The organism is Arthrobacter globiformis (genome assembly GCF_046536215.2).
GTDB classification, from domain to species: domain Bacteria; phylum Actinomycetota; class Actinomycetes; order Actinomycetales; family Micrococcaceae; genus Arthrobacter; species Arthrobacter globiformis_E.
Genome location: NZ_CM143421.1, coordinates 1,033,831 through 1,057,526 on the forward strand (window position 1 = coordinate 1,033,831; position 23,696 = coordinate 1,057,526).

The following is a 23,696-nucleotide window of genomic DNA, read 5'->3' on the forward strand; positions in this document are numbered from 1 at the left end:
TCGTTCCTTCCCTCAAGAGCCGAGACTGCTCCGGGGGTATACGACAGCGAAACGCAGCGGCGTTCTGGAACGCCACAAGTACAGCTGTACGTGCTTCTCTCATCCAGACTTTAACTGTCGGTACCGGAATTTCACCAGTTCAACCGTCCGCCGGGCTTCCACAGGGAAACGCCGGCTCGCGGGTCGCGGACTATCACCGCCGGTTCGGACTTACACCGACCCCGGAGCACGTATTGTGTGTTGCTATTCTGACACAACTTGGCGGGTGCCCAGGCTATTCCCGCTACAAACCGTCATGCGGCCGTCATGGAGGCCGGCTGAGGCCTCCATGACTGGGCTGCTGAGGGCAGGGCCCTTGAAGACCCTGTTCCTGCGACTAGAGACTGCCGGCCTTGCGCAGCCGGTCGATGGCACCGGACGGATCCGCAGCCCCGTACACGGCCGAGCCGGCGACGAAGACGTTGGCCCCGGCTTCCGCGGCCCGGACAATCGTTTCCTCGGTGATTCCGCCGTCGACCTGGATGGCCACGTTCACGCCGGAACCTTCGATCGCAGCGCGGGCGCGGCGGATCTTGGGCAGCGTCATGTCAAGGAACGCCTGCCCGCCAAAGCCGGGTTCCACGGTCATGATCAGCAGCATGTCCAGCTCCGGAAGCATGTCCAGGTACGGCTCCACAGCCGTCGCGGGACGCAGCGCCATCCCGGCCTTCGAACCCCGGGCCCGCAGCTCGCGGGCCAGCTTTACCGGCGCGATCGACGCCTCGGCGTGGAACGTGACGGAAACAACGCCGGCGTCCGCGTAGCCGGGCGCCCAGCGGTCGGCGTCGGAAATCATGAGGTGGGCGTCCAGCGGAACCGGGCTGACCGCCTGGATCCGCTGGACCACGGGAAGCCCCAGGGTGAGGTTGGGGACAAAGTGGTTGTCCATCACATCGACGTGCACGGAATCAGCGTTGCTGATTTTCTGCAGCTCGGCTTCGAGGTTCACGAAGTCGGCGGAGAGGATGCTGGGGTTGATGCAGCACTGCGTCATGCGGGGTCCTTTCACGGGACGAGAATCCGGGGAGATGGGGTCAGTCGGTAGGGTCAGCGCCTGCGGCTTCCTCAGCTCTTGCGGCGAATGAGCGCGAGGAACATGGCATCCGTGCTGTGGACGTGAGGCCACAGCTGCGCGGTCTTCTCATGGCCCGCGCCCAGGCCGCCGCCAAGGCTGACAGCGTCCAGCGCGTTGCCGGCGTCCAGGAGCTCCAGGTCGTCCCGTTTGCGCAGGACGTCGCTGACCACCGCTGTGGTTTCGGCCGGGTGAGGCGAGCAGGTCACGTAGGCCACCACGCCGCCGGGCCGGACGGCCGCCAACGCCGAGTTCAGCAGTTCGCGCTGCAGGGGGCCCAGGTCGGAAAGGTCCTTGGGCGTGCGGCGCCAGCGCGATTCGGGCCGGCGGCGCAGGGCTCCGAGTCCGCTGCAGGGCACGTCGACGAGCACGCGGTCAAAAGCGGCAGGCTGTTCCGACCCAACCTCGCGGCCATCACCGGTCCGAACGGTCCAGACGTCCGAAGGAACAGCTGACAGCGCCTGGCTGACCAGCTTGGCCCGGTGTGGGGCGGGCTCGTTGGCCAGGAGCGTGGCTCCCCGTTCGTTCGCCAGCGCGCCCAGCAGGGCAGCCTTGCCGCCGGGTCCGGCGCAGAGATCGAGCCAGGCCTCCCCGGCGTTATCTGCGGCATCTCCGGCAGCTGCTGCCTCGAGGCTGGCTGCCGCCAGGGCGCGTGCCACCAGCTGGGAACCGACGTCCTGGACGCGTGTGGTGCCGGACCGGACGGACTCCAGCCGGCCCAGGTCACCGCCGCTGGAAAGCGCGGAGCCTTCCACCAGTTCGCCGGGGACGGCGCCGTTCTCGAGTGCCTCGTCCAGGCTTCCCAGGCCGGGGAGCGCCACCAGGTTGACGACGGGGGCCGCGTTGTCCGCTTCCAGGAGGTCGTTGATCTCGCCGACCGGCCGGCCATGTGCCACCAGCGACTGCCGCAGGGCGCGGACAATCCACTCGGGATGGGCATACCGGACGGAGGCAACCTTATTCTCGTCCTGCTCGCCGGCGACCAGCTCATCCAGCCACTCGTCCAGGCTGCGGGCTGTTACCTTCCGAAGCACGGCATTGATCAGTGCGGAGGGGCCGGCGCCGATGACCGCACGGGCGAGGCCGACGGTCTGGTCGAGCGCCGCGTGGGCGGGGACGCGCATTGCCAACAGCTGGTGGACACCGATGCGCAGGGCATCCAGGACAGCAGGATCCAACTTGCCCAGCGGCCGGTCCACGCAGCGGCCGAGGATGGCGTCGTAGGTGCCCTGGTTCCGCAGGGCACCGTAGCTGAGTTCGGTGGCGAATCCGGCATCGCGCCGGTCGAGGCCGTGCTGCCGGATGCGCGCCGGCAGCACGAGGTTGGCATAGGCATCCTCGGCGGCAACAGCACGCAGCACTTCGAAGGCCACCAGCCTGGCAGGGTCTGCCCTGCGGGTGCGCTGCGAGGGTGCGCTCTCGGTGAAGTTGCGCTGCGGGCCGCGGTTGCGTTCCCGGCCCTGGGCATTCCGGCGGCTGGCGCCGCCTCCGCCCCGGCGCTGGTCTCCTGAACCGCTTTGGCCGCCGCGGCTTGATCGGCCCTGCCCGGATCCGCTTCTGCCGGAGTCACTCATTGGAATACCACGCTTTCGGGGGAAGACTGGCCGCGCGCCCAGTCGGCTGCGGCCATCATTTTCTTGCCGGCAGGCTGCACCTTGGTGAGTTCGACGGCATGCGAACCGGTGCCCACCACCACGCTCTTCCCGGCCAAAGCCAGGTGTCCCGGCTGAATGCCGGCCACGTCAGGACGGAGCCGCACCGGTTCAAGCTTCAGCCGCTGGCCATCAAGGGTGGTCCAGGCTCCCGGTTCGGGTGTCACACCGCGCGCCCGGCGGCCCACGGACAAGGCCGGCTCCGACCAGTCGATGCGGCCGTCGTCGATGGTCAGCTTGGGCGCCAGGCTCACTTCTCCCTGCTGGGGAAGCGGTGACGCAGCGCCGGACGCGACGGCGGACAGCGTCTGCGCCAACAGGACGGCGCCGCTGTGGGACAGCCGTTCAAGCAGTGCCCCGGAGGTGTCCTCCGGGCCGACGGCTTCGGTCAGGGTGCCGATGACAGGGCCGGTGTCGAGCCCCTCCTCGAGCTGGAAGGTCACGGCACCGGTGATGTCGTCGCCGGCGATGACGGAGCGCTGCACGGGCGCCGCACCGCGCCAGGCCGGCAGCAGTGAGAAATGCAGGTTGATCCAGCCATGGCGGGGAACATCGAGGGCCGCCCGGGGCACGAGCCCGCCGTAGGCGACGATTGCCGCGACGTCGGGATTGGCTTCGGCGATCCGTTCGGTGACGGCGTCGTCCACTCTGACGGCGTGGATGATGTCGATGCCGAGCTCGGCTGCGCGGGCGGCAACGGCAGAGGGCGTGAGCACACGCTTGCGTCCCACCGGCGCGTCCGGCCGGGTCAGGACGGCGACGATCTCGAAACCGGCGGACACCAGCGCATCCAGCGACGGGACAGCTACGGACGGGGTACCGGCGAAGAGGACCCTCATCCGGCAGCGCCGAAGCTGCCGGTTCCGGACGTTGCAGCGCCGAAGCTGCCGCCGCCGAAACTGGAGCCGACGGTCTTGGCGCGCTTGGCGGTGGTCTGTTCGGTGATGGAGTCGTAGTTGGCGTTGCGGATGGAGCGCAGGGCTGCCTTGCGGTCCTCACCTTCGAGCCGGTCGGTGAAGAGGATGCCGTCCAGGTGGTCGGTTTCATGCTGGAAGCAGCGGGCAAGCATGCCCTCCGCTTCCACCGAGACGGGGTTGCCGTTCATATCGACGCCGGTCACCCGGGTACTGCGGAAACGGCGGACCGGGAAGCCCAGGCCAGGGATGGAGAGGCAGCCCTCTACTTCATCCGGCTGGAAGTCCTCACTGTTTTCCAGCACCGGGTTGATGATGTGGCCTTCAACACCGCCGATCCGGTAGGTGAAGACCCGGAGGCTGACCCCGATCTGGGGCGCGGCCAGGCCTGCGCCCTCCACGTCCTCCATCGTTTCGGTCATGTCGGCAACGAGCCTGGCCAGCTCCGGCCCGAAATCCGTGACAGGGTCGGCAACCGTGCGGAGCACGGGGTCGCCGATGATACGGATATTCAGAATTGCCATGTGCAGTCATTTCCTCACGGTGAACGGGTAACGGGATCCAGTCCAGTTTAGTTGCTCTCAGGAATAGACCGGCGGCGCCAGCGGCAGCAGTGCGGGACCGGCGCTGACGGTGTCCGCGGACATTTCCCATACCCGGCGCAGGGCACAGAACTTCCACCAGTGATGCTTCAGGACTTCGGGATTGGCGCGGACGGGCCGCACCTCAGTTTCACCGATCGCGACGGCGAGCAGCACCGGGCCCTCGCCGTGCTGCCACGGCTCCCACTCCCCTGCCACCGGATCCACCAGGCTTTCCTCCGCCTTCATCCCGGCAACAAGCTGCATGACAACCTTGTCGTCCAGGGCCTTGACCTGGCCGTCACGGGTGGTCCCCTTGGTCTTGTAGTCGATCAGGCAGGTGCGTCCGTTGATCTTCGCGACCAGGTCCAGTGTTCCTGCATATCCCACCGTCTTGTTCCACACGGTGATCTCCGGAGCGACCGGCTCCACCCGGAACAGCTCCCACCACTCGTCGAAGCGGGCGGCGAAGGCTTCCTCGCCGTTGGAGGCGAGCGCTTCCCGGGCTTCCTTCATCAGGTGGGGCCTGCCGAGGGCACGCAGTGCCGCCTGCTCGCAGTAGTAATGCACCCGGTCCCCGCGCTGCGCGGCCTCGTCCCGGTAGGTTTCAGCCGCCTTGGCCGCGCGGTTCACCGCCTGCCGCACCCGTGCGGGGCTGCCCAGGATCTCCGGCAGGGACGGATCCTTGGCCAGGCTGCTGGCCCCCATGTAGCCGAACCAGCCGTCCAGCCCGTGGGCCTGCTGCCCTATGACGGTGGTGATGGAGGGAACCGTGAACTGCTCCGTGGTGGAGCGGGCGTACATGCGGCCATATTCCGTGGCGTGGGCGAGGAGTGGAGCGGTCATGGTGAGACTCTTTCACGGGGGTCAGACATTGATGCGGAAACAGAAAAGCCCGCCCCTCCCAGTTTTATCTCCTGGGCTGAACGGACTTTCCATCGGTGGGCGATACTGGGTTCGAACCAGTGACCTCTTCGGTGTGAACGAAGCGCGCTACCACTGCGCCAATCGCCCCGATGCATTTGAATGCTAGCGGACGTTTGGGGGTAAACGGAAATCGGCGCATACACCGACAGAAAAGGTCTGCTGAGCAAGGTGTCGCCGAAGCAACCGAAGCCGGGCGTTATGACGAAGACAGCCGGTCCGGGCCTCAGAAACTACACCCCTGTAATTCGAAAATTTCCCTAGAATTCAAGGAAGTACGGCTTCGCCGGCCATGGCGCCGGCACTCGATTTGGAGTTTCCCGGAACCTCCTATAGAGTTCTTACTCGTTGGAACGCGACGAACTGCGAAATACGCAGGGAATCACGGCTCCGAAATGCGGACGTAGCTCAGCTGGTAGAGCACCACCTTGCCAAGGTGGATGTCGCGAGTTCGAATCTCGTCGTCCGCTCGCAGGACACTGTCATGGCTCTGAATCCCGGAAGTTGATTCCAGGAATCGAGGCCTACACGGTGGGTTGGCCGAGAGGCGAGGCAGCGGCCTGCAAAGCCGTATACACGGGTTCGAATCCCGTACCCACCTCGGTGAAAACCATGGTTTCCGGTAGTTCCGGATGCAATGGGCGATTGGCGCAGCGGTAGCGCGCTTCCCTGACACGGAAGAGGTCACTGGTTCGATCCCAGTATCGCCCACCAGAGCAAGGAAACTTGCTTGTAGTTGAACGTCTGGCCACACGGCCAACTTCAAAAATGCGGACGTAGCTCAGCTGGTAGAGCACCACCTTGCCAAGGTGGATGTCGCGAGTTCGAATCTCGTCGTCCGCTCTCTTGATCCCTAGGGATCCGAACCCAGGATACCGCCGGTTTCACCGGCTCCGGGCGATTGGCGCAGCGGTAGCGCGCTTCCCTGACACGGAAGAGGTCACTGGTTCGATCCCAGTATCGCCCACGAAACAAAGCAGCTCCCCCGGAGCTGCTTTTTTCTTGCCCTCATGGCAGCGCTTCTTCCCTCGTGCTGTTTGACAAGATTTGTCAAGAACTCCTTGGCAGCCACCGCCTTCGCGGCTAGGATCGAATGCGGAGGAGCGAACTGGCTCCGTGATTGAAGGGAGGTGCTCGTGGGTTTACTTGACGATCTGAAGGGCAAGGCTCAGGGTCTGATCCGCGGCAACGAGCAGGCCATCAAGGACGGCATCAACAAGGCAGGTGACTTTGTCGACTCCAAGACGGGCGGCAAATACACCAGCCAGGTAGATCAGGTCCAGGCTGGCGCTTCCACTCTCGTTGACAAAGCCAATGAGAGGCCAATCCAGGGACCGGCGGACAGCGTGCCGCCGGCTGAGAAGGCTCCGTAGCCAGGGTTTGCCGGGCTTCGCCCCTAAACGTCAAAAAGGTGCCGGTCCCGCCGAGAGGCGGCGCCGGCACCTTTCGTGTTTCCGGAGAATTACTGTCTCCGGAGCAACTATTGTCTCCGTAAAAACTTACGACGGCTCGTGGTTCTGGCCTTCGCGGGCCAGCGCGGTAAGCCGCGAAACCGCCCTGAAGTACTTCTTCATGTAGCCGCCGGTCATCATGTCCTCGGTGAAGAGCTTGTCGAACGGAACGCCGCTGGCAAGGATCGGAACGTCCTTGTCGTAGAGGCGGTCGGCGAGCACCACGAACCTCAGCGCCACGGCCTGCTCCGTGATGGTTTCCACGTCCCGCCAGACAACGCCGTCCACTCCGTCAATCAGCTTCCGGTAGCGGCTCGGGTGGACACCCGCGAGGTGTGAGATCAGTGTGCCGAAGTCGTCTTCGGCAACGGTCTTGCCGTCAAACTCCGCCTTCATGTGTGCGTGCAGTTCGCTGTTCCGCAGCGGCGCCGGCGCGGCCGGCAGGCCACGGTGGCGGAAGTCCTCGCCGTCGATCCTGATGACGTCGAACTGGTCCGCCAGGACCTGGATTTCACGCTGGAAGTCCACGGCGGCAAAGCGGCCGTCGCCCAGCGAACCCGGCAGGGTGTTGGAGGTGGCCGCGAGCTTCACGCCAGCGTCGGCCAGTTCCCGCATGAGGCGGGACATCAGGACCGTGTCGCCCGGATCATCCAGTTCGAACTCGTCAATGCAGACAAGCTTGTAGGAGCTGAGCGCCTCAACAGTTTTCCGGAAGGACAGGGCGCCCACCAGATTGGTGTATTCCACAAAGGTGCCAAAGGCTTTGGGTCCGGGGGCGGCGTGCCACAGTGAGGCCAGCAGGTGGGTCTTTCCGACGCCGAACCCGCCGTCGAGGTAAATGCCCGCCCGGCTGGCGTCCTTCTTGCCGAAAAGCTTCTTGAACAGTCCCCCGCCGTCCCCGGCGCCGACACCTCCGGCGAACGCCTGCAGCGCGTTTACTGCCGCCGCCTGGCTGGGCTGCTTCGGGTCGGGCCGGTAGCTTGCAAAGGACACCTGCCCGAATCTGGGCGATGGGTAGAAACCTTTGAGGAGCTCATCCACCGACACCGCCGGCGTCCGGGTGGCGAGCTTTTCGATCTGTACCAAGGTGGTCCATTCTGCTGGTGATTTGTCCCCAGCAAGAATACCGGCATTGGCAGCCCGCCCCGCGGCCAATGCCTTACTACCGGCAACGCCGTGAGCAAGCACACATTTCGTCCTGTTAACACACAGGAGCATTCCCATCGGCCCGTGGCTAGTGTTGGAGCAGTGACCCGCCGTCCCCCGGCGGTCTGACCTGACCGTTTCAGTGAAAGGCCATACGCATGTCCTACCCCGTTGAACAGAACGAGAAGTTCGCCGCCTACGCGCACCCGGAGCGGCTTGTTTCCACCGAGTGGCTGGCTGCGGCCATCGAAGCCGGCGCCCTTAACGATGGCAAGCTCGTCGTCGTCGAGTCCGACGAAGACGTCCTGCTCTACGAGACCGGCCACATCCCCGGCGCGGTCAAGATCGACTGGCACACCGACCTGAACGACGAAGTGACCCGCGACTACGTCCAGGGCGAGGCGTTTGCCGCCCTGGCCGCCGCGAAGGGCATTTCCCGCGATGCCACTGTGGTCATCTACGGCGACAAGTCCAACTGGTGGGCCGCCTACGCCCTCTGGGTCTTCAGCCTGTTCGGCCACGAGGATGTCCGCCTGCTCGACGGCGGCCGCGACAAGTGGATCGCCGAAGGCCGTGCCCTGACCACCGACATCCCCACGCCGGCCATCGCGGACTACCCCGTGGTGGAGCGCAACGACACCCCGATCCGCGCCTTCAAGGAGGACGTCCTGGCCCACCTGGGCAAGCCGCTGATCGACGTCCGCTCGCCCGAGGAATACACCGGCCAGCGCACCCACATGCCTGCCTATCCCGAGGAAGGCGCGCTGCGCGGCGGCCACATTCCCACCGCGGCGTCCATCCCGTGGGCACGGGCAGCAGCAGAGGACGGCACCTACCGCAGCCGCGCCGAGCTTGAGGCGCTGTACCTGGGCGAGGCCGGCCTCACAGAGGGTGACGACGTCGTGGCCTACTGCCGCATCGGCGAACGCTCCAGCCACACCTGGTTCGCGCTGAAGTTCCTCCTGGGCTTCGAAACGGTCCGCAACTACGACGGTTCCTGGACGGAATGGGGCAACGCTGTCCGCGTGCCGATTGCCAAGGGCGCGGAGCGCGGCTCCGTTCCAGCAGTTGCCGCGAGGTAAATCCTCCGTAAAAAAGCGGTGGACGGGAACAATCTGCGTAAGCTGGAAGTGATGAGTACTCAAGCACTTCCCACCGCCCTGGCGGAGATTGTCGACGACTTCCAGGCACTGAGCGAGCCCGAGCGGCTGCAGCTCCTGCTGGAGTTTTCCCGCGGCCTGCCGGAGCTTCCGGAGCGCCTGAACGACCACCCCGAGCTGCTGGAGCAGGTGGTGGAATGCCAGTCACCTCTTTTCCTCACCATTGAGACGGAAAAGAACGACGGCGGGTCCCCCGCCTTCCGGCTGTTCTTCAAGGCGCCGCCGGAGGCCCCCACCACCCGTGGCTTCGCCGGAGTGCTCCACGAGGGACTGGACGGCCTCACCGCCGAGGAGATCCTGGCCGTGCCCGACGACATGCCGGAACTGCTCGGCCTGACACGTGCCATCACGCCGCTGCGCATGCGCGGCATGACCGCGATGCTCGGGCGCATCAAGCGCAAGGTGGCCGCCGCGGCCCGGCTCTACGCCTAGAAGCCAGCCCGCATGGCGCGCAAAAACACGTCGCAAGGAACGCCTGCCACAGCCGTACTGGCTGCGGCAGGCGTTTCCTTTAATCTGCACCCCTACAGCCACGATCCGGCCGCCGCCAGTTACGGCATGGAAGCAGCCGAGGTCCTGGGCATCGACCCGGCAAGGGTCTTCAAGACGCTCATGGTGGAGGTCGACGGCAAACTGGCAGTCGGCGTCGTGCCTGTCAGCGGAAACCTGGACCTGAAAGCGATCGCTGCCGCCCTGGGCAGCAAGAAGGCCGCCATGGCGGACCCCGCGGCAGCCGAACGGCGCACCGGCTATGTGCTGGGCGGAATTTCGCCCCTGGGCCAGCGGCAGCCCTCCCCCACCGTCATCGACGAAAGCGCGCTTACCCTGGACACCATCCTGGTGTCCGGCGGCCGGCGCGGCCTCGACATCGAACTGGATCCCCGTGACCTGGTGCGCCTTACCAAGGCCGTTACGGCCTCGATCGGGACAGGCTCCCAGGCCGGCTGAACGGGATCGGGCTAAACGGGCTCAGGCTGGACCGGCTCGGGCTGACCCGGTTCCGGCTGGCCGGGATTCCGCCGCGGCGCCAGCTGCTGCTGCAGCCACGCCCGGACCAGCCCTTCCCAGCGGACCGGGTCGGCGTTCCATTCCTTGGCATGCCGTGCCCCCTCGAACGGCTCGAAGGTGACCATTTCCGGGTTCTTTTCGGCGAGCAGGGCCGACGGCTGGTAAGGAACGTATTCGTCGTCGACGCTGTGGATGATGAGCGTGGGCGTCCGGAGCTCAACGGCCCGCGACACCCAGTCCATTGATTTCAGGTCCACGGGCGCTGCCAGGCCTGTGAGCCGGCGGCCCACCTTGTGCCCCATCATGAGCTGGCCGTACCGGCCGACGGCCGACGGGATGCGGTTCAGCTCAGCGTGGTGGGCCAGCACATTCACCCAGTCAATGACGGGCGCGTCCAGGACCATGGCCCGGATGACATGCCTGTACTCCGAGAGGTCCGCGGTCTGCAGGCAGATGGCGCCGCCCATCGACCAGCCGAAGAGCACAACCTCCCGGGCGCCGCGGGCCAGGGCAAAGGCGATGGCAGCGTCGATGTCCCTCCATTCCGTGGAGCCCAGCCCGTACCGCCCGTCGAATGCAGCCGGCGCCAGGCCGTCGTTCCGGTACGAAACCAGGAGGTTGGGCAGCCCGAGCTCATGGGCCACGCGCGCCCCACGCAGGCACTCCTGCCGGGTGGCCCCGCGCCCGTGGACCATGATGGCCCACGTCTCGGCGCCGGGATCTCCCGGGATCAGCCAGCCGGGGGCTGTTCCGCCCTCGACCTCAATGGCTACGTCTTCGGATGCGAGCCCGACGTCGGAGGGGTGCTGGTACGTGGCGCCTCCCCACCAGCCGCGGCCTGCGGATTCCAGGTTGCCGCTGTAGACGGCTTCCACCTCGCGCAGCACGGTCCGCTCGGCCGGGGAATAGGACAGGATTTTGCCGATCCGGGCATGCCCCGCACCGGCGTCGAAGAAGAGGCTGTACACGCCGTGGTGCGTTGTCTCCGGCGTGGCCGCGAGGATAACCTGCAAGTCCCTGCCTTCTCGGATGACCGCCAGGATTTCCTGGTCCGCAGCCCGCACGCGGGCGGGGGTGAGGACGCGGCGCGCAAAGTAGAGCGCGAGGGCGGATGATCCGGCACCGAGCAGGGCAGCCGCGCTGCCGCCGGCAATGATTCCCCCGAGCGTCCACTTCGCCCTCAGGGTCATCGCATTGCCCTGGGCAGTGGAGGGAGTTGTCAAAGCGGCCTGCGCGGAATCCATGCCTCCCATCTTGACGGATCCGGCCCCATCCGGCACATCCGCGGTCCTTGGCGGGCGGAGCAAAAGCGTGCGGGCCAAATACATGCGGGCATTGGCGGGCAGGACTAGGCTGATGCCATGAGCGATCCAATCGTCATTCTGACTGAAGAGCCGCTGGGTGCGGACGACCGCGTGAACATCGAGCGCCTGGTGGACGGGGGTGACGCGCCCCTGGTTGTGCTGGTGCCGGCCAATACGGAACGGCATCTGCTGGTGGATTTCCTTGAGAACCTGTCGATGCTGGACATTGCCAAGGCGTTCCGCGAGTTGACCTCCCATGCCCCGGACCCTGCCGAGGAACGGGCAGCGGCAGACGCCACGCTGGCCACCTCGGTCAGCGCACTGGAAGGCCTCGGCGGCGGCGTTGCCGGCGAGGTGGTGGCCGGCGGGGCCGTCAACGGCCTCGTGGCCAAGGTCAAGGAGCTTGGGGCAGCCCAGGCCGTCGTCATCACCAGGCCGCACGCAGTGTCGGACACCTTCCATACCGACTGGGCCAACCGGGCGCAGGACAAGCTGGGGCTCCCGGTGCTGCACCTATATGCCGGCTCGGGATTTATCGGGGACTCCTGAGCGTTGGTCCGACTATGAGCACTCCTGAGAAATCCGACCTCACCAACTCCGCCGCAGCCCCGGCCGCCAGCCGGTCAGACGAAGACTGGCGGCAGGAACTGACGCCCGAGGAGTACCACGTGCTGCGCCAGGCCGGCACGGAACGCCCGTACACCGGCGAATACTGGGACACCCACACCGCCGGCGTCTACAACTGCCGCGCGTGCGGGACCGAACTGTTCACCAGCAAGGAAAAGTTCGATTCGCACTGCGGCTGGCCCTCCTTCTGGGCCCCGCTGGCCGAAGGGCGCGTGCGGTACATTCACGACCGCACCCTGGGCATGGACCGCATCGAGGTGCGGTGTGCAAACTGCGACTCGCACCTCGGGCACGTGTTCGAGGGTGAGGGGTACGGAACCCCGACTGACCAGCGGTACTGCATCAACTCCATCTCACTGAAGCTGGTTCCGGCCGCCGGGGATGCCTAACCCTGAGGCAGCTGTCTGAGGTTGCCGCGCGCTGCGCCTAGCGGTTATCCGGACAGCCTCGAGCACTACAGTTTCTTACGCTCAAGCCTTTGACCGATTAGGAGGCCTGTCTGCTTGCTACGCTCGCCGTAGAAGCTCAGATAACGCGAAAGGCGAGGCCAGCGATGACCGTAACCGTACACACAGCACCAGCCCGGATCTCCGCAGAACACCCGGAATGGCAGCGCCTCAAGGCCGCGGCCATTGCCCTGCGGCAACTCCAGGTGCAGGACGGTTCGATCCCCGACGAGGCCGTCCACGCGGCAGCGCACGGCCACGTTGAAGCCCTCATCGGCGCCATCAAGGCGCTGGCACCCGCGTTCCCCCACGATTCCCTGTACCTGGAGCTGGTAAGCCGCGACTTTGGCCGCTGGGCTGAGGGCGGGTTCGGCGTGCCGGACTTCCTGGACTCCCTGCTGGCCTTCCAGCCGCAGGCGGACCGCGAGAACGGCCTGCAGCACCTGGTGGTCTTCCCCATGTACACCCAGAACGGCAGCAGCAGCCGGCTTGTGGAGGCAGTCCTCATCGACGTGGTGTGGCCGGACTTCATTGCAGGCCTGGAGCAGGGCGACTACTCGAACCGCCTGTTCGTGCCGATCCGGTTCATTGATTTCACCCCCGGCTACGACACCAACTCCGCAGTGCTGTTCCCCGAAACCGTCGGCGTGCGCGCGACGCCACGGTTCACCTGGGGTGCTATTTTCGCGGACCGTGAAGCGGCACGCTTCCGCCGCGTCCTGCGGGCCGCCGCCGACATCACCTCGCTCGAACTGCCGGCCGCGGCTGCGGAGCTCCTCGAGGACCAGGAACTTACCGAAAAGACCTTCGTCATGTGGGACCTGATCCACGACCGCACGCACATGCGCGGGGACCTGCCGTTCGATCCCTTCATGATCAAGCAGCGGATGCCGTTCTTCCTGTACTCCCTGGAGGAACTGCGCTGCGACCTGACAGCCTTCCGGGAATCGGTGAAGATCGAAAAAGACGAGGCCGCGGATCCGGAAGCCCGCCGGCACGCCAAGCTCGTGCAGTACGCCGTCATCTTCGACCGCATCTTCCGCTTCGCCATCACCGGCAGCCGGGTGCGCAACTACGACGGGCTCGGCGGCCAGCTGCTGTTCGCGTGGCTGCACCAGCACCGCGTCCTCCACTGGACCGACAGCCGCCTGACCATCGACTGGGAGCACGTTGCCGGCGTCGTGGTGGAGCTGGGAGCCCGGATTGAGGAACTCTACTGGCGTTCCATCGACCGGCCCAAGACCGCCCACTGGCTGGCAGCCTATGAGCTGATCTCCGGGACCGTCACCCCGAACCCGGCCTCTGTCTGGGCCAAGGGACCGGGCGCCCTCCCCCTCGACGGTCCGCCGCGGGGCCTCACCGACCAGGTCCTGGACGACGAGTTCCCGCTGTCCATGTTCTACGAAGCCCTGGAAAAGAAGATGCGTCCCGTCATCGAATCCACCGCGGGCATCACCGGTTCCACGGATTCTGCGCTGCCGGCGGACGGCCCGGCGGCGACGGCGGCATGACAGACCGCAGCATGGCCGGCGCCGGCGTGACCGGGGCCAGCCTGCCTGATGGCCGGCCGCTGCGCGTGCTGGTCACGGGCGGCAGCGGGCCTTCGGGAATCGCCGCTGCCCGGGCCCTGCTGCGGGCCGGATTCACCGTCTTCACCGTGGGTTCGGACAAGGCACGCATCGAGGCCGCCGCGGATGCGGCGGGCGGTGCCACGCCGCTCGTGTGCGACCTCGGCGACCTCGCCGCCGTGCGCGAACTGCAGCAGGAGCTCGCGCGCACGGCCGGAACGATCGACGGCGTCATCCACCTGGTGGGCGGATGGCGCGGCGCACAGGGCATCACCAGCCAGACCGATGAGGACTGGGATTTCCTCGAACGCAGCGCCGTCACAACGCTCCGCAACGTGACCCGGGTCTTTTACGACGACCTCGCCGCCTCGCCCTGCGGGCGGTTTGCCATGGTGTCGTCGACGGCGGTGGAGAGTCCCGCCGCCGGCGTCGCCAGCTACGTGGCCGCCAAGGCTGCCGCGGAAGCGTGGACCATGGCCGTGGCGGACGGGTTCCGGCAGGACAGCCAAGACCCAAACGGCCCGGCCGACGCAACCCAAGACCCAAACAGCCCAGCCGACGGCGGCCAGCACAGCGCCGCCGTCGTCCTGGTGGTGAAGTCGCTGGTGGACGCAGCCATGCGCGCCAAACAACCGGAACGGAAGTTCCCCGGCTACACGGACGTCGAGGAACTGGCGGCGGCCGCCGTCGAACTCTTCAGCCGGCCCGCCGCGGAGCTGAACGGGCAGCGGCTGCTGCTGGCCCCTGTGCCCGCCGGCGCAACTGAACAGAACTGAACAGAGTGCCGCAAGTACACGGACCGCGGCAACTACCTAGACTGAAAGCGTGACCAACGAGATGACAACAACGGTTGAAACTGCCGGCAGCGGCACCATGTCCAGGCTGCACGACGCCTCCGTGCGCGGCTTCGCTTCGGACAACTACTCGGGCGTGCATCCCGAGGTGCTGGCCGCGCTGGCCGCCGCCAACGAGGGACACCAGGTTTCCTACGGAGAAGATGCCTACACGGCCCGCCTGCAGGAGCTCATGGAGGAGCACTTCGGGCCGGGCATCGAGTGCTTCCCGGTGTTCAATGGCACAGGCGCCAACGTGCTGTCCCTGCAGTCGCTGCTCCCGCGCTGGGGTGCGGTGGTCTGTGCGTCGACGGCGCACATCAACATGGACGAGAACGGCGCCCCGGAACGCGTGGGCGGCATGAAACTGCTGCAGGTGCACACCCCGGACGGCAAGCTCACGCCGGAGCTCATCGACCGCGAGGCGTGGGGCTGGGGTGACGAGCACCGCGCCCAGCCGCTGGCCGTCTCCATCACCCAGACCACCGAACTGGGCACCTGCTACACGGCGGACGAGGTCCGGGCGATCGCCGAGCACGTCCACGCCAAGGGCATGAAGCTACACATGGACGGGGCGCGACTGGCCAACGCGGCGGCGCACCTGGGCGTTCCCCTCCGGGCCTTCACACGCGACGCCGGCGTGGACATCCTGTCCTTCGGCGGAACCAAGAACGGGCTGCTGTTCGGAGAGGTGGTGGTGGCGCTGAACCCGGACGCCGCCCAGGGCCTGCTGTTCCTGCGCAAGATGAACATGCAGCTCGCCTCCAAGATGCGGTTCATGTCCGCGCAGTTCATCGCCCTGCTCGAAGGTGACCTGTGGCTCCGTTCGGCCGCCCACGCCAACGCCATGGCCGCCCGGCTGCGCGCCGCGGTGGACGGGATTGACGGTGTGGAACCCACACAGAAGACCGAATCCAACGGCGTCTTTGCGGTTTTGCCCGAGGGCGTGGCGGACAGGCTCCGGGAGTCCTTCCGCTTCTACGACTGGAACGAGGCCACCCGCGAGGTCCGCTGGATGTGCTCCTTCGACACCAGCGAGGAGGACGTCGATGCCTTCGTGGCGGCCATCAAGGCCGAACTCGCCCGGCACGGGTCCGCCCGGGCGGCAGGGCAGTAACATGCGCGGGATTGCGTGAGCGGGCGGCGAGCCTGCCGGAACCGGCGGTTCCCAATGCGTACCCTGCCATTGTGAACGCACTTGCCCAGGTTCCCGCGAGTTTCCTCTATGCGCTGGGAACGCTCCGCAAAGCACGCTGCCGCAGCGAGCTGCGCCTCGACGAGATCCCGGCGCCCGCCCGGCTGGCGCCGTTCGCCGTTGCCCTCGGCGCCGAGGTCTTCGTTCCCGGCGGCGGTGCGGCCAGCAGCGACAGTGACCGTTCACCGGTCCACGGTCCGGCGGCCATGACACTGGCCCGGTCCGCCGCTGCCGGAACTTCCGCGGGACCGTCCACCGGGGACGCTGACGACGACGGCGAGGAGCTCGCCACCGGGCGCTTCATCCTGCTCCACGACCCCGACGGGTCGGCTGTGTGGGACGGCGAATTCCGGATCGTCACCTACATCCGGGCGCAGCTCGACGCCGAGATGGGCAACGATGAAATGCTCGGCTCCGTAGCGTGGACCTGGCTCGTGGAGGCACTGGAAACCCACAACGCCCCCTACCGCGCGGCCGGCGGAACGGCCACCCGCGTGCTCTCCGAAAGCTTCGGCACGCTGGCGGACCGGCCGGCCTCGATCGACATCGAACTCCGGGCCTCGTGGACGCCTGCAAGCGCCGACGTCCAGGCCCACCTCGAGGCGTGGTCGGACATGGTGTGCACTTTCGCCGGCCTTCCGCCGCTGCCCGACGGCGTCTCCGCACTTCCGCGAAGGCGCCGCAGCTAGGCGCTGCCTGGACACCGCGCCTGCTCCGCCCTGTCCTGCCCTGCTGTGCACTGTCCCGGGCCGCACCGTCCTGCCCTACTTTGCAGTGCCCGGCCCTGCCCTGTGCTGCTCTGTCCTGCCGAAAACCGGGCTGCCCAAACCGGTGGAGTAATTTCCGCGGCAATTACGGCACGATTCTTTTGCCTAATCGCCGTGGCCGTGTAAAGTCCCGTGCTTAGGTGAGCCTAAGACGGGCTCCTCCGGCAGAAGGTGCTCTTTTTATGACAGCCAACTTCCTCATCGGCCTCCGGGAGGGCCTCGAGGCGACGCTCATCGTCGTCCTGCTGATGGCCTACCTGACCAAGAGCGGCCGCCGTGCGCTGCTCCCCCGGTTGTGGGCCGGCGTGGGAATCGCTGTCGCCGTGTCGGTTGGATTCGGCGCGCTGCTGACCTTTGGTCCGCGCGGGCTGACCTTCGAAGCGCAGGAGGCGATCGGCGGCAGCCTGTCCATCGTCGCCGTCGGGCTGGTCACCTGGATGGTCTTCTGGATGGCGCGCACCGCCCGCACGCTCGGCAGCGAACTCCGCTCCCGCGTTGATGGCGTGGCCGACGGCGCCGCCTGGGGCCTGGTGCTTGTCGCGGCCCTGGCCGTCGGCCGGGAAGGCCTGGAGACGGCACTCTTCCTGTGGGCCGCAGCCCAGGCCAGCGGCGAATCCGGAACGCCGCTGTTCGGCGCCCTCCTGGGCCTCGCCGTGGCGGCCGGGCTCGGGTACCTGCTGCACCGCGGCGTCCTGAAAGTTAACCTTTCCCGCTTCTTCACCTGGACGGGCGTGGCCCTGGTGGTGATCGCCGGCGGCGTCCTGGCGTACGGCGTCCATGACCTGCAGGAGGCCGGCATCCTGCCTGGGCTGCACAGCCTTGCCTTCGACGTTTCGGCCGCCGTCCCGCCGTCGTCCTGGTACGGCACCCTGCTGAAGGGAACCCTGAACTTCTCTCCCGCCACCACGTGGCTGGAGGCAGCCGCCTGGGTCCTGTACGCCGTCCCCGTCATGTTCTTCTACCTCCGCGCCAACTTCCGCCCGCAGCTCCGGCCGGCGGTGGAAGCCCCGGCCGCAACTGCCGCCGTCGCTTCCTGACCGGCAGGTTCCAGACCGGCAGCGCCTGCTTCAGCCAAACACCCCCCAATAAACCCCCGCTGCATCCCCAACAGCCCAACACCTCCAAGGAATCCACATGCCAGGCTTGACCTCGCCCAAAACCCGCCGTACTGCCGGTGCCCGCCTCGCCGTCGTGGCAGCCACCGCGGTCCTTCCGCTGGCCCTCGCATCCTGCACCGACAACGCCAACGCCAACGCGACCGGCGCCACCGACGGACGCATCCAGGTGACCAGCACCGATACCGAGTGCAAGGTTTCTGCAACCGTTGCCCCGAGCGGGAACCTCACCTTCGCCGTCAAGAACGACGGCGCCGAGGTCACCGAGTTCTACATGCTCGCCGAAGACGGCCTTCGGATCGTGGCCGAGGTGGAGAACATCGGCCCCGGGATCACCCGCAACCTGGTGCTCACCGCGCCGGCCGGCAAGTACACCACCGCCTGCAAGCCGGGGATGAAGGGAGACGGCATCCGCGCCGACTTCACCGTCAAGGACTCCGGCAAGCAGGCCGCCGCTGACGCCGACCACCAGAAGCTGGTGGACACCGGAGTCACCCAGTACACCGCCTACGTCAAGGACCAGACCGAGCAGCTGGTGGCCGGAACCAAGGAATTCGCCGCTGCCTACGCCGCGGGCGACGCCGCCAAGGCCAAGAGCCTGTACGCCGACACCCGCATGCACTGGGAACGGATCGAACCCGTGGCCGAATCCTTCGGCGACCTCGACCCCAAGCTCGACGCCCGCGAGGCGGACCTGGAACCGGGACAGAAATGGACCGGCTGGCACCGCGCCGAAAAGGATCTGTTCCCGCCGGCCGGCTACAAGGCGCTGACGTCCGCCGAGCGTTCGGCAATCGCCAAGCAGCTCGTGGCCGACACGGAGGAACTCAGCACCCGAACCCGTACCGTGAAGCTGAGCGCGGACAAGCTGGGCAACGGCGCCAAGGAACTGCTGGATGAGGTTGCCCGCGGCAAGGTTACCGGCGAGGAGGAAATCTGGTCGCACACCGATCTCTGGGATTTCCAGGCCAACGTGGACGGCGCCCGGATCGCGTTCGAGAACCTCAAGCCCGCACTTGAGCAGAAGGACGCCGCGCTGGCCAAGGACCTCGACGCCAAGTTCAGTGCCCTGCAGGCCGAACTGAAGAAGCACGCCAAGGGCGACGACTTTGCCTACTACAACGAGCTGAGCAAGGACGAGGTCCAGCAGCTCAGCGCCCTGGTGGATGCCCTCGGCGAGCCGCTGTCCAAGCTCACAGCGGCAGTAGTGCTGTGAGCGGCTGCCCCTTCGGCGGCGGCCAGCAGCCACCGTCTGACACGCACTCTGACGGTTCCGTGCTTTCCGGCGGTTCCGGGCACTCCGACGCTTCCGTAGCGTCGGCAGGAACGTCCGACGGCGGTACCCGCCGCCTGTCCCGGCGCGGACTTCTCGGACTGGCCGGCGTGGGCGGCGCGGGAGCGGTAGCCGGAATCGCCGCCGGCCTGCTCGGGCACGACGCCATCGCGGCCGCAGCAGCGCCGCCGGCTGCCAACGATTCCGTCATCCCCTTCTTCGGCGACCGGCAGGCCGGGATCACCACCGCCGCGCAGGACCGCCTCCACATGGCGGCCTTCGACGTCACCACCGAAGACCGAGCGGCGCTGATCCAACTCCTCAAGGACTGGACCGCCGCCGCCGACGCCATGACCGCGGGCCGGACCACCGGTACCACCGGCGCCGTCGACGGACCGTACGACGCCCCGCCGGAGGACACCGGCGAGGCGCTGGACCTCGACGCCGGCCGGCTCACCCTAACCTTTGGCTTCGGCGCCTCACTGTTCGAGAAGGACGGCAAGGCCCGCTTCGGCCTTGACGGAAAGCGCCCCGACGCGCTGATCGACCTGCCGCACTTCCCTGGCGACGCGCTGGAGCCGGCCCGCACGGGCGGCGACATCGTGGTGCAGGCGTGCGCCGATGATCCCCAGGTGGCCGTGCACGCCATCCGTAACCTGGCCCGGATCGGTTTCGGCAAGGCCCGCGTCCGGTGGTCGCAGCTGGGCTTCGGCCGCACGTCGTCGACGTCGCGCGCGCAGCAGACCCCGCGCAACCTCTTCGGCTTCAAGGACGGGACCAACAACCTCAAGGCCGAGGACACCGCACTGCTTGACGAGCACGTGTGGGCCGGCGCCGGATCCCGGGGAGGCGAGGCCTGGATGGCCGGCGGCAGCTACCTGGTGGCGCGGCGCATCCGTATGCACATCGAGATCTGGGACCGTACCTCACTCCGCGAACAGGAAGGCCTGATCGGCCGGACCAAGGCGGAAGGCGCACCGCTGTCCGGTGGGAAGGAGTTCACTGCCCCCGACTTCGCCATCAAGGGCAACGATGGCGAGCCGCTCATCGGCATGGACTCCCACGTCCGTTTGGCCCACGCGGACCAGAACGGCGGCGTACGGATGCTCCGCCGCGGGTACAACTACACCGACGGCTCGGACGGGCTGGGCCACCTCGACGCCGGGCTGTTCTTCATTGCCTTCGTCAAGGACCCGCGGACGCACTACGTGCCGATGCAAATGGCCATGGCAAAGCAGGACGTCCTGGCCCTGGAATACCTGAAGCACACGGGTTCCGGCCTCTTCGCCGTGCCGCCGGGCGTCAAGCAGGGCGGCTTCGTCGGGGAGGGTCTCTTCGCCTGAGCCGTGTTCACCTGGGCGGTGTTCGACTGGTCCTGTTTCGACTATTCACAGCGGCATGGGCAGTATTCACAGTGGCATGCGGACCGCGCCGCCGTCAGTTCCGACGGCGGCGCGTGCTGTTCCGGCCCGGCTTCGGGCCTGCTGCCGGTAAACTAGGGTCATCATGACCCCTCAAAATCCGGATAACACCACAGCCGGCGCTCCGGCTGCTGAAAACACACCCCATATAACGGTGGAAGGCTTTGACAGCCGGGTCCCCGTTGTCATTGATCTCGATTCCCCCCGCGACGGGGTGCCTCTGGTCATCGAAACCCAGGCAGGGTTGGAACGCTGCGCCGCCGCCATCGCCGCGGGCACGGGCCCGGCCGGCGTGGACGCTGAGCGCGCCTCGGGCTTCCGCTACGGGCAGCGCGCATTCCTCGTGCAGATCCGCCGGGAAGGTTCGGGCACCTGGCTGATCGACCCCGAGCCGTTCGAGGACCTGCGGATCATCAACGATGCCCTGCACGGCGTCGAATGGATTCTGCACGCCGCCAGCCAGGACCTCCCCTGCCTCTCGGAGCTGGGCATGTGGCCGGACAGGCTGTTCGACACGGAACTGGCAGCCCGCCTGGCCGGCCTTCCCCGCGTCGGCCTCGCGGCCGTGATCGAGCAGCTGCTCGGTTTCGGCCTCGCCAAGGAGCACTCTGCAGCGGACTGGTCCACGCGTCCCCTGCCGGAGCCCTGGCTCCGGTACGCAGCCCTCGACGTCGAAGTTCTGACGGAACTGCGCGAGGAACTTATCGAACTGCTCGAAGCAGACGGAAAACTCGAGTACGCCGAGCAGGAGTTCGCCGCAATCCTGTCCGCCGGGCTCGCAGCGCCGCGGGTGGACCCCTGGCGCAAGACGTCAGGACTGCACCAGATCCGGGACCGCCGCCAGCTGGCCGCGGTGCGGGAGCTGTGGCTGGAACGCGACGCCCTGGCCCAGAAGCGCGATGTGGCCCCCGGCCGGCTCATTCCCGACTCTGCACTCGTCGCCGCAGCCAAGGCGATGCCGACAACCGTTCCGCAACTGCTCGGCACCAAGGGGTTCCATGGCAGGGCCGCCCAGCGGGAGGCCCCGCGCTGGCTGCGCTGCATCGCCGCGGCCCGGGCGCTCGAAGACCTGCCGCCGCTCCACCTGCCCACCAACGCTCCGCCGCCCCCGCGGGTCTGGGCCGACCGTGACCTTGCGGCCGCCGAGCGGCTGCAGACGGCCCGGCCGCTGCTGCAGGAGAAGGCGGACGAACTCAAGCTTCCGCTCGAAAACCTGCTGACTCCGGACTACCTCCGCCGCGTCGCGTGGCGGCCACCGGCGGACGTCAGCGAAGCCGCCATTGCCGCGGAACTGCGGGAGCTCGGTGCCCGGCCGTGGCAGATCCAGCTGGTAGCGCCACTGATCACCGGGGCGTTCCTCAACCCCCAGCCGCTTCCGCCCAAGGAAGCCAGGGAGCCGAGGGAATCCCCCGCGTAGGCTGTGCCCAGAGGCACCGCCGTAGTCGCGGGAAAACACGCAGTGGACGGGCGGAACGCCACCAATGGGCCGCCTAGCGGCGTGTTTAGGTCAACACAATCCAAGTGCGGCAACGGGGTCGTTCCGCCCGCTGACTTAATTCTGCCCCGAATCCGGGGCGGCATCCAGTGCTGATCGGCCGGTCCCGGAGTTGTCCCAGCGCCATTTTCCGGGACACAGCATCCAACTAGGTAGCAGCTGAGGGCGTTCTCAGCGCTGGGAACGCCCTGTGCTGCTACCTGGTTCTCGTTCTGGAGCGGATCAAAAAAACTTTTCGATCCTGCCCGTCTCTGGTGCGCTTTCCACCCTCAAATTGTCAGTGGCCCCTGTCATGGTGTGGGTATGGATAACGCAGTGGTTGCGGAGACGTTGGAGGCCCCCGGTGCCTCTGCTCTTTCGCTGGCTGCTGTGCTGCGCCGGGCGGCTGATCCGGGTCCGGCTCCCGCTGTCCGATGAGGCGGATCCAGATGAGGCGGATCCTTTGGGGGATCAGGCGGATGCGTGCCTGGAGGGTCTGGCCGGTGTGGCTGTGATGGAGGCGCGGCTGGCGGCGGTGAAGGTTCAGCTCGCTGCCGGTTTCGTGGCGGCGGAGGAGGCCATGGCTCCGGCGGGGGCGTCCCCGCAGGACCGCACTGTGCGGCGGATGTCGGTGACCGCTGAGGTGGCTGGCGTCCTGACCGTCAGTGAAGGGGCGGCGGAGCGGTTGCTGGTCGAATCCGCCAAACTCACCAAGGATCTGCCGTTGGCACTGGGCGCGCTCGGATCAGGAACTATCTCGTGGCAGCACGCGCGGATCATGTGCGACGAAACCGACGGGCTGGCGGCCGAAGCCGCGGCGGTGTTTGAGGCGCATTTCCTGGACCCGGACGCACCAAACCCGGCGCGGGGTTGCCCGGCCGGGGAGCTGACGCCGGCCAGGTTCCGGGCGAAGGCACGGTACTGGCGGGAACGGCATCATCCGGTCAGCATTGAAAAACGCCACCACAAGAGCGTGGAGGACCGGCGGCTGGAGTGTGCCCCGGACCGTGACGGCATGGCCTGGCTGTCGGCCTATCTGCCCGCGGACCAGGCGGCCGGGATCTGGAACCGCAGCACGGCCGCAGCCCGGGCCGCGCAGGGCCCGACCGAAAGCCGAACCCTCACCCAGCTCCGGGCCGACGCGTTCGCCAGCTGGTCGCTTGACCCAGCTCAGGGAGTCGATGGTGGGATTGATGTTCCGTCCCCGGCGGCGCAGGTCCTGGTTACGGTGCCGGTGTTTCGCTGCTCGGTTTGTCCGAGGAACCTGCCACACTGGATGGTTACGGGCTGATCCCGCCGTCCATGGCACGCCGGCTCGTCGCCGACGGCGCAACCTCATTCCTCCGGGTCCTCACCGACCCGCGCGACGGGGCGCCGCTGGAGATCGGACGCACCAGCTACCGGCTGACCAAACCAATGCGCCAATGGCTGCGGCTCCGTGACGCCAAATGCACGTTCCCTAACTGCAACAACCACTCCCTCGACAACGACGCCGACCACATCCTCGCCTGGGCCGACGGCGGCGGCACCGGCGTCGCCAACCTCGGCCAACCCTGCCCCAAACACCACCGCCTGAAACACTCCACGGCGTGGCGGCCGGTCGGCGCCACCCGGGACGCCCCGCCGGGCTGGATCTCACCCATGGGCCGGTCCTATCCGGCCGAGCACCAGGACTGGGAACCACCCGAATGGCCCGAACCACCTCCCGGCAAGCACCGGCGGGAAC

Annotated in this window: 22 protein-coding genes, 6 tRNA genes and 1 riboswitch; of the genes, 20 read left to right on the forward strand and 8 right to left on the reverse strand. The window is 67.2% G+C overall.

Going from position 1 to position 23,696, the window contains the following annotated elements:
* Positions 1-86: 86 nt before the first annotated feature.
* Positions 87-234: riboswitch (FMN riboswitch) on the reverse strand.
* Between the two features lie 142 nt (positions 235-376).
* From rpe to R5O87_RS04720, 6 genes are all read right to left on the reverse strand, one after another.
* On the reverse strand, positions 377-1,033 hold the full coding sequence (gene rpe / locus R5O87_RS04695) for a ribulose-phosphate 3-epimerase (protein ID WP_410557473.1): 657 nt from the start codon (positions 1,031-1,033) through the stop codon (positions 377-379).
* 71 nt (positions 1,034-1,104) lie between these two features.
* Entirely contained in the window at positions 1,105-2,685 is a 1,581-nt protein-coding gene (locus tag R5O87_RS04700; protein WP_410557474.1) for an RsmB/NOP family class I SAM-dependent RNA methyltransferase, read from the reverse strand.
* On the reverse strand, positions 2,682-3,602 hold the full coding sequence (gene fmt / locus R5O87_RS04705; protein WP_410557475.1) for a methionyl-tRNA formyltransferase: 921 nt from the start codon (positions 3,600-3,602) through the stop codon (positions 2,682-2,684). Before fmt ends, R5O87_RS04700 begins: the two co-directional genes overlap by 4 nt.
* Positions 3,599-4,201, reverse strand: coding sequence for a peptide deformylase (gene def / locus R5O87_RS04710; protein WP_410557476.1), 603 nt, complete (start codon positions 4,199-4,201; stop codon positions 3,599-3,601). Before def ends, fmt begins: the two co-directional genes overlap by 4 nt.
* Before the next feature lie 57 nt (positions 4,202-4,258).
* Positions 4,259-5,104 carry a PD-(D/E)XK nuclease family protein gene (locus R5O87_RS04715; protein WP_410557477.1) on the reverse strand — a complete coding sequence of 282 codons (846 nt, stop codon included), beginning with the start codon at positions 5,102-5,104 and terminating at the stop codon, positions 4,259-4,261.
* A gap of 96 nt (positions 5,105-5,200) precedes the next feature.
* Positions 5,201-5,272: transfer RNA gene (locus R5O87_RS04720), tRNA-Val, on the reverse strand.
* A 307-nt stretch (positions 5,273-5,579) separates the two neighbouring features.
* Between R5O87_RS04720 and R5O87_RS04725 the strand changes: the two genes are divergently transcribed.
* From R5O87_RS04725 to R5O87_RS04750, 6 genes are all read left to right on the forward strand, one after another.
* Positions 5,580-5,652: transfer RNA gene (locus tag R5O87_RS04725), tRNA-Gly, on the forward strand.
* A 60-nt stretch (positions 5,653-5,712) separates the two neighbouring features.
* A tRNA-Cys gene (locus tag R5O87_RS04730) sits at positions 5,713-5,783 on the forward strand.
* 38 nt (positions 5,784-5,821) lie between these two features.
* Positions 5,822-5,896: transfer RNA gene (locus R5O87_RS04735), tRNA-Val, on the forward strand.
* Positions 5,897-5,952: 56 nt separating this feature from the next.
* Positions 5,953-6,025, forward strand: a tRNA-Gly gene (locus R5O87_RS04740).
* A 52-nt stretch (positions 6,026-6,077) separates the two neighbouring features.
* A tRNA-Val gene (locus tag R5O87_RS04745) sits at positions 6,078-6,149 on the forward strand.
* A 169-nt stretch (positions 6,150-6,318) separates the two neighbouring features.
* On the forward strand, positions 6,319-6,555 hold the full coding sequence (locus R5O87_RS04750; protein ID WP_410557478.1) for an antitoxin: 237 nt from the start codon (positions 6,319-6,321) through the stop codon (positions 6,553-6,555).
* Positions 6,556-6,681: 126 nt separating this feature from the next.
* On the opposite strand, the gene zapE is transcribed toward R5O87_RS04750, so the two are convergent.
* Positions 6,682-7,719: a cell division protein ZapE gene (gene zapE, locus R5O87_RS04755; protein WP_410557479.1), complete on the reverse strand. Its 1,038-nt coding sequence runs from the start codon at positions 7,717-7,719 to the stop codon at positions 6,682-6,684.
* A 218-nt stretch (positions 7,720-7,937) separates the two neighbouring features.
* Here zapE and R5O87_RS04760 point away from each other — a divergent pair, with 218 nt between their 5' ends.
* The 3 genes from R5O87_RS04760 to ybaK are packed head-to-tail and all read left to right on the forward strand — an operon-like array spanning position 7,938 to position 9,887.
* The gene (locus tag R5O87_RS04760; protein ID WP_410557480.1) at positions 7,938-8,861 is read left to right on the forward strand and encodes a sulfurtransferase; all 924 of its coding nucleotides are present in this window, start codon (positions 7,938-7,940) and stop codon (positions 8,859-8,861) included.
* Between the two features lie 51 nt (positions 8,862-8,912).
* A complete protein-coding gene (locus tag R5O87_RS04765) occupies positions 8,913-9,371 on the forward strand; it encodes a SufE family protein (protein ID WP_190243062.1) in 459 nt (152 codons plus the stop codon).
* 12 nt (positions 9,372-9,383) lie between these two features.
* Positions 9,384-9,887, forward strand: a complete 504-nt coding sequence (ybaK, locus tag R5O87_RS04770) for a Cys-tRNA(Pro) deacylase (protein WP_410557481.1) — start codon at positions 9,384-9,386, stop codon at positions 9,885-9,887.
* Positions 9,888-9,898: 11 nt separating this feature from the next.
* Here the strand turns inward: ybaK and R5O87_RS04775 are convergent, their stop codons facing one another.
* Positions 9,899-11,191 carry an alpha/beta hydrolase family protein gene (locus tag R5O87_RS04775; protein WP_410557482.1) on the reverse strand — a complete coding sequence of 431 codons (1,293 nt, stop codon included), beginning with the start codon at positions 11,189-11,191 and terminating at the stop codon, positions 9,899-9,901.
* Between the two features lie 117 nt (positions 11,192-11,308).
* Between R5O87_RS04775 and R5O87_RS04780 the strand changes: the two genes are divergently transcribed.
* From R5O87_RS04780 to R5O87_RS04830, 11 genes are all read left to right on the forward strand, one after another.
* Positions 11,309-11,800 (forward strand): hypothetical protein, encoded by a 492-nt coding sequence (locus R5O87_RS04780; protein ID WP_306922438.1) that lies wholly within the window; start codon positions 11,309-11,311, stop codon positions 11,798-11,800.
* A 14-nt stretch (positions 11,801-11,814) separates the two neighbouring features.
* Entirely contained in the window at positions 11,815-12,267 is a 453-nt protein-coding gene (msrB, locus tag R5O87_RS04785; RefSeq protein WP_410557484.1) for a peptide-methionine (R)-S-oxide reductase MsrB, read from the forward strand.
* Between the two features lie 164 nt (positions 12,268-12,431).
* Positions 12,432-13,835 carry a DUF6421 family protein gene (locus tag R5O87_RS04790; protein WP_410557485.1) on the forward strand — a complete coding sequence of 468 codons (1,404 nt, stop codon included), beginning with the start codon at positions 12,432-12,434 and terminating at the stop codon, positions 13,833-13,835.
* A complete protein-coding gene (locus tag R5O87_RS04795) occupies positions 13,832-14,668 on the forward strand; it encodes an SDR family NAD(P)-dependent oxidoreductase (RefSeq protein ID WP_410557486.1) in 837 nt (278 codons plus the stop codon). The genes R5O87_RS04790 and R5O87_RS04795 overlap by 4 nt, the downstream gene beginning before the upstream one ends.
* Positions 14,669-14,729: 61 nt before the next feature.
* Entirely contained in the window at positions 14,730-15,842 is a 1,113-nt protein-coding gene (locus tag R5O87_RS04800; protein ID WP_410557537.1) for a threonine aldolase family protein, read from the forward strand.
* 68 nt (positions 15,843-15,910) lie between these two features.
* Complete coding sequence (locus R5O87_RS04805; protein WP_410557538.1) at positions 15,911-16,609, forward strand: DUF3000 domain-containing protein; 699 nt, start codon at positions 15,911-15,913, stop codon at positions 16,607-16,609.
* 260 nt (positions 16,610-16,869) lie between these two features.
* Positions 16,870-17,724, forward strand: a complete 855-nt coding sequence (gene efeU, locus R5O87_RS04810) for an iron uptake transporter permease EfeU (RefSeq protein WP_410557487.1) — start codon at positions 16,870-16,872, stop codon at positions 17,722-17,724.
* A 97-nt stretch (positions 17,725-17,821) separates the two neighbouring features.
* Positions 17,822-19,018: an iron uptake system protein EfeO gene (gene efeO / locus R5O87_RS04815; RefSeq protein ID WP_410557488.1), complete on the forward strand. Its 1,197-nt coding sequence runs from the start codon at positions 17,822-17,824 to the stop codon at positions 19,016-19,018.
* A complete protein-coding gene (gene efeB / locus R5O87_RS04820; RefSeq protein WP_410557489.1) occupies positions 19,015-20,418 on the forward strand; it encodes an iron uptake transporter deferrochelatase/peroxidase subunit in 1,404 nt (467 codons plus the stop codon). The genes efeO and efeB overlap by 4 nt, the downstream gene beginning before the upstream one ends.
* Positions 20,419-20,581: 163 nt before the next feature.
* Entirely contained in the window at positions 20,582-21,913 is a 1,332-nt protein-coding gene (locus tag R5O87_RS04825; protein ID WP_410557490.1) for an HRDC domain-containing protein, read from the forward strand.
* Positions 21,914-22,334: 421 nt separating this feature from the next.
* Positions 22,335-23,261 carry a DUF222 domain-containing protein gene (locus R5O87_RS04830; protein WP_410557491.1) on the forward strand — a complete coding sequence of 309 codons (927 nt, stop codon included), beginning with the start codon at positions 22,335-22,337 and terminating at the stop codon, positions 23,259-23,261.
* Positions 23,262-23,696 lie beyond the last annotated feature (435 nt).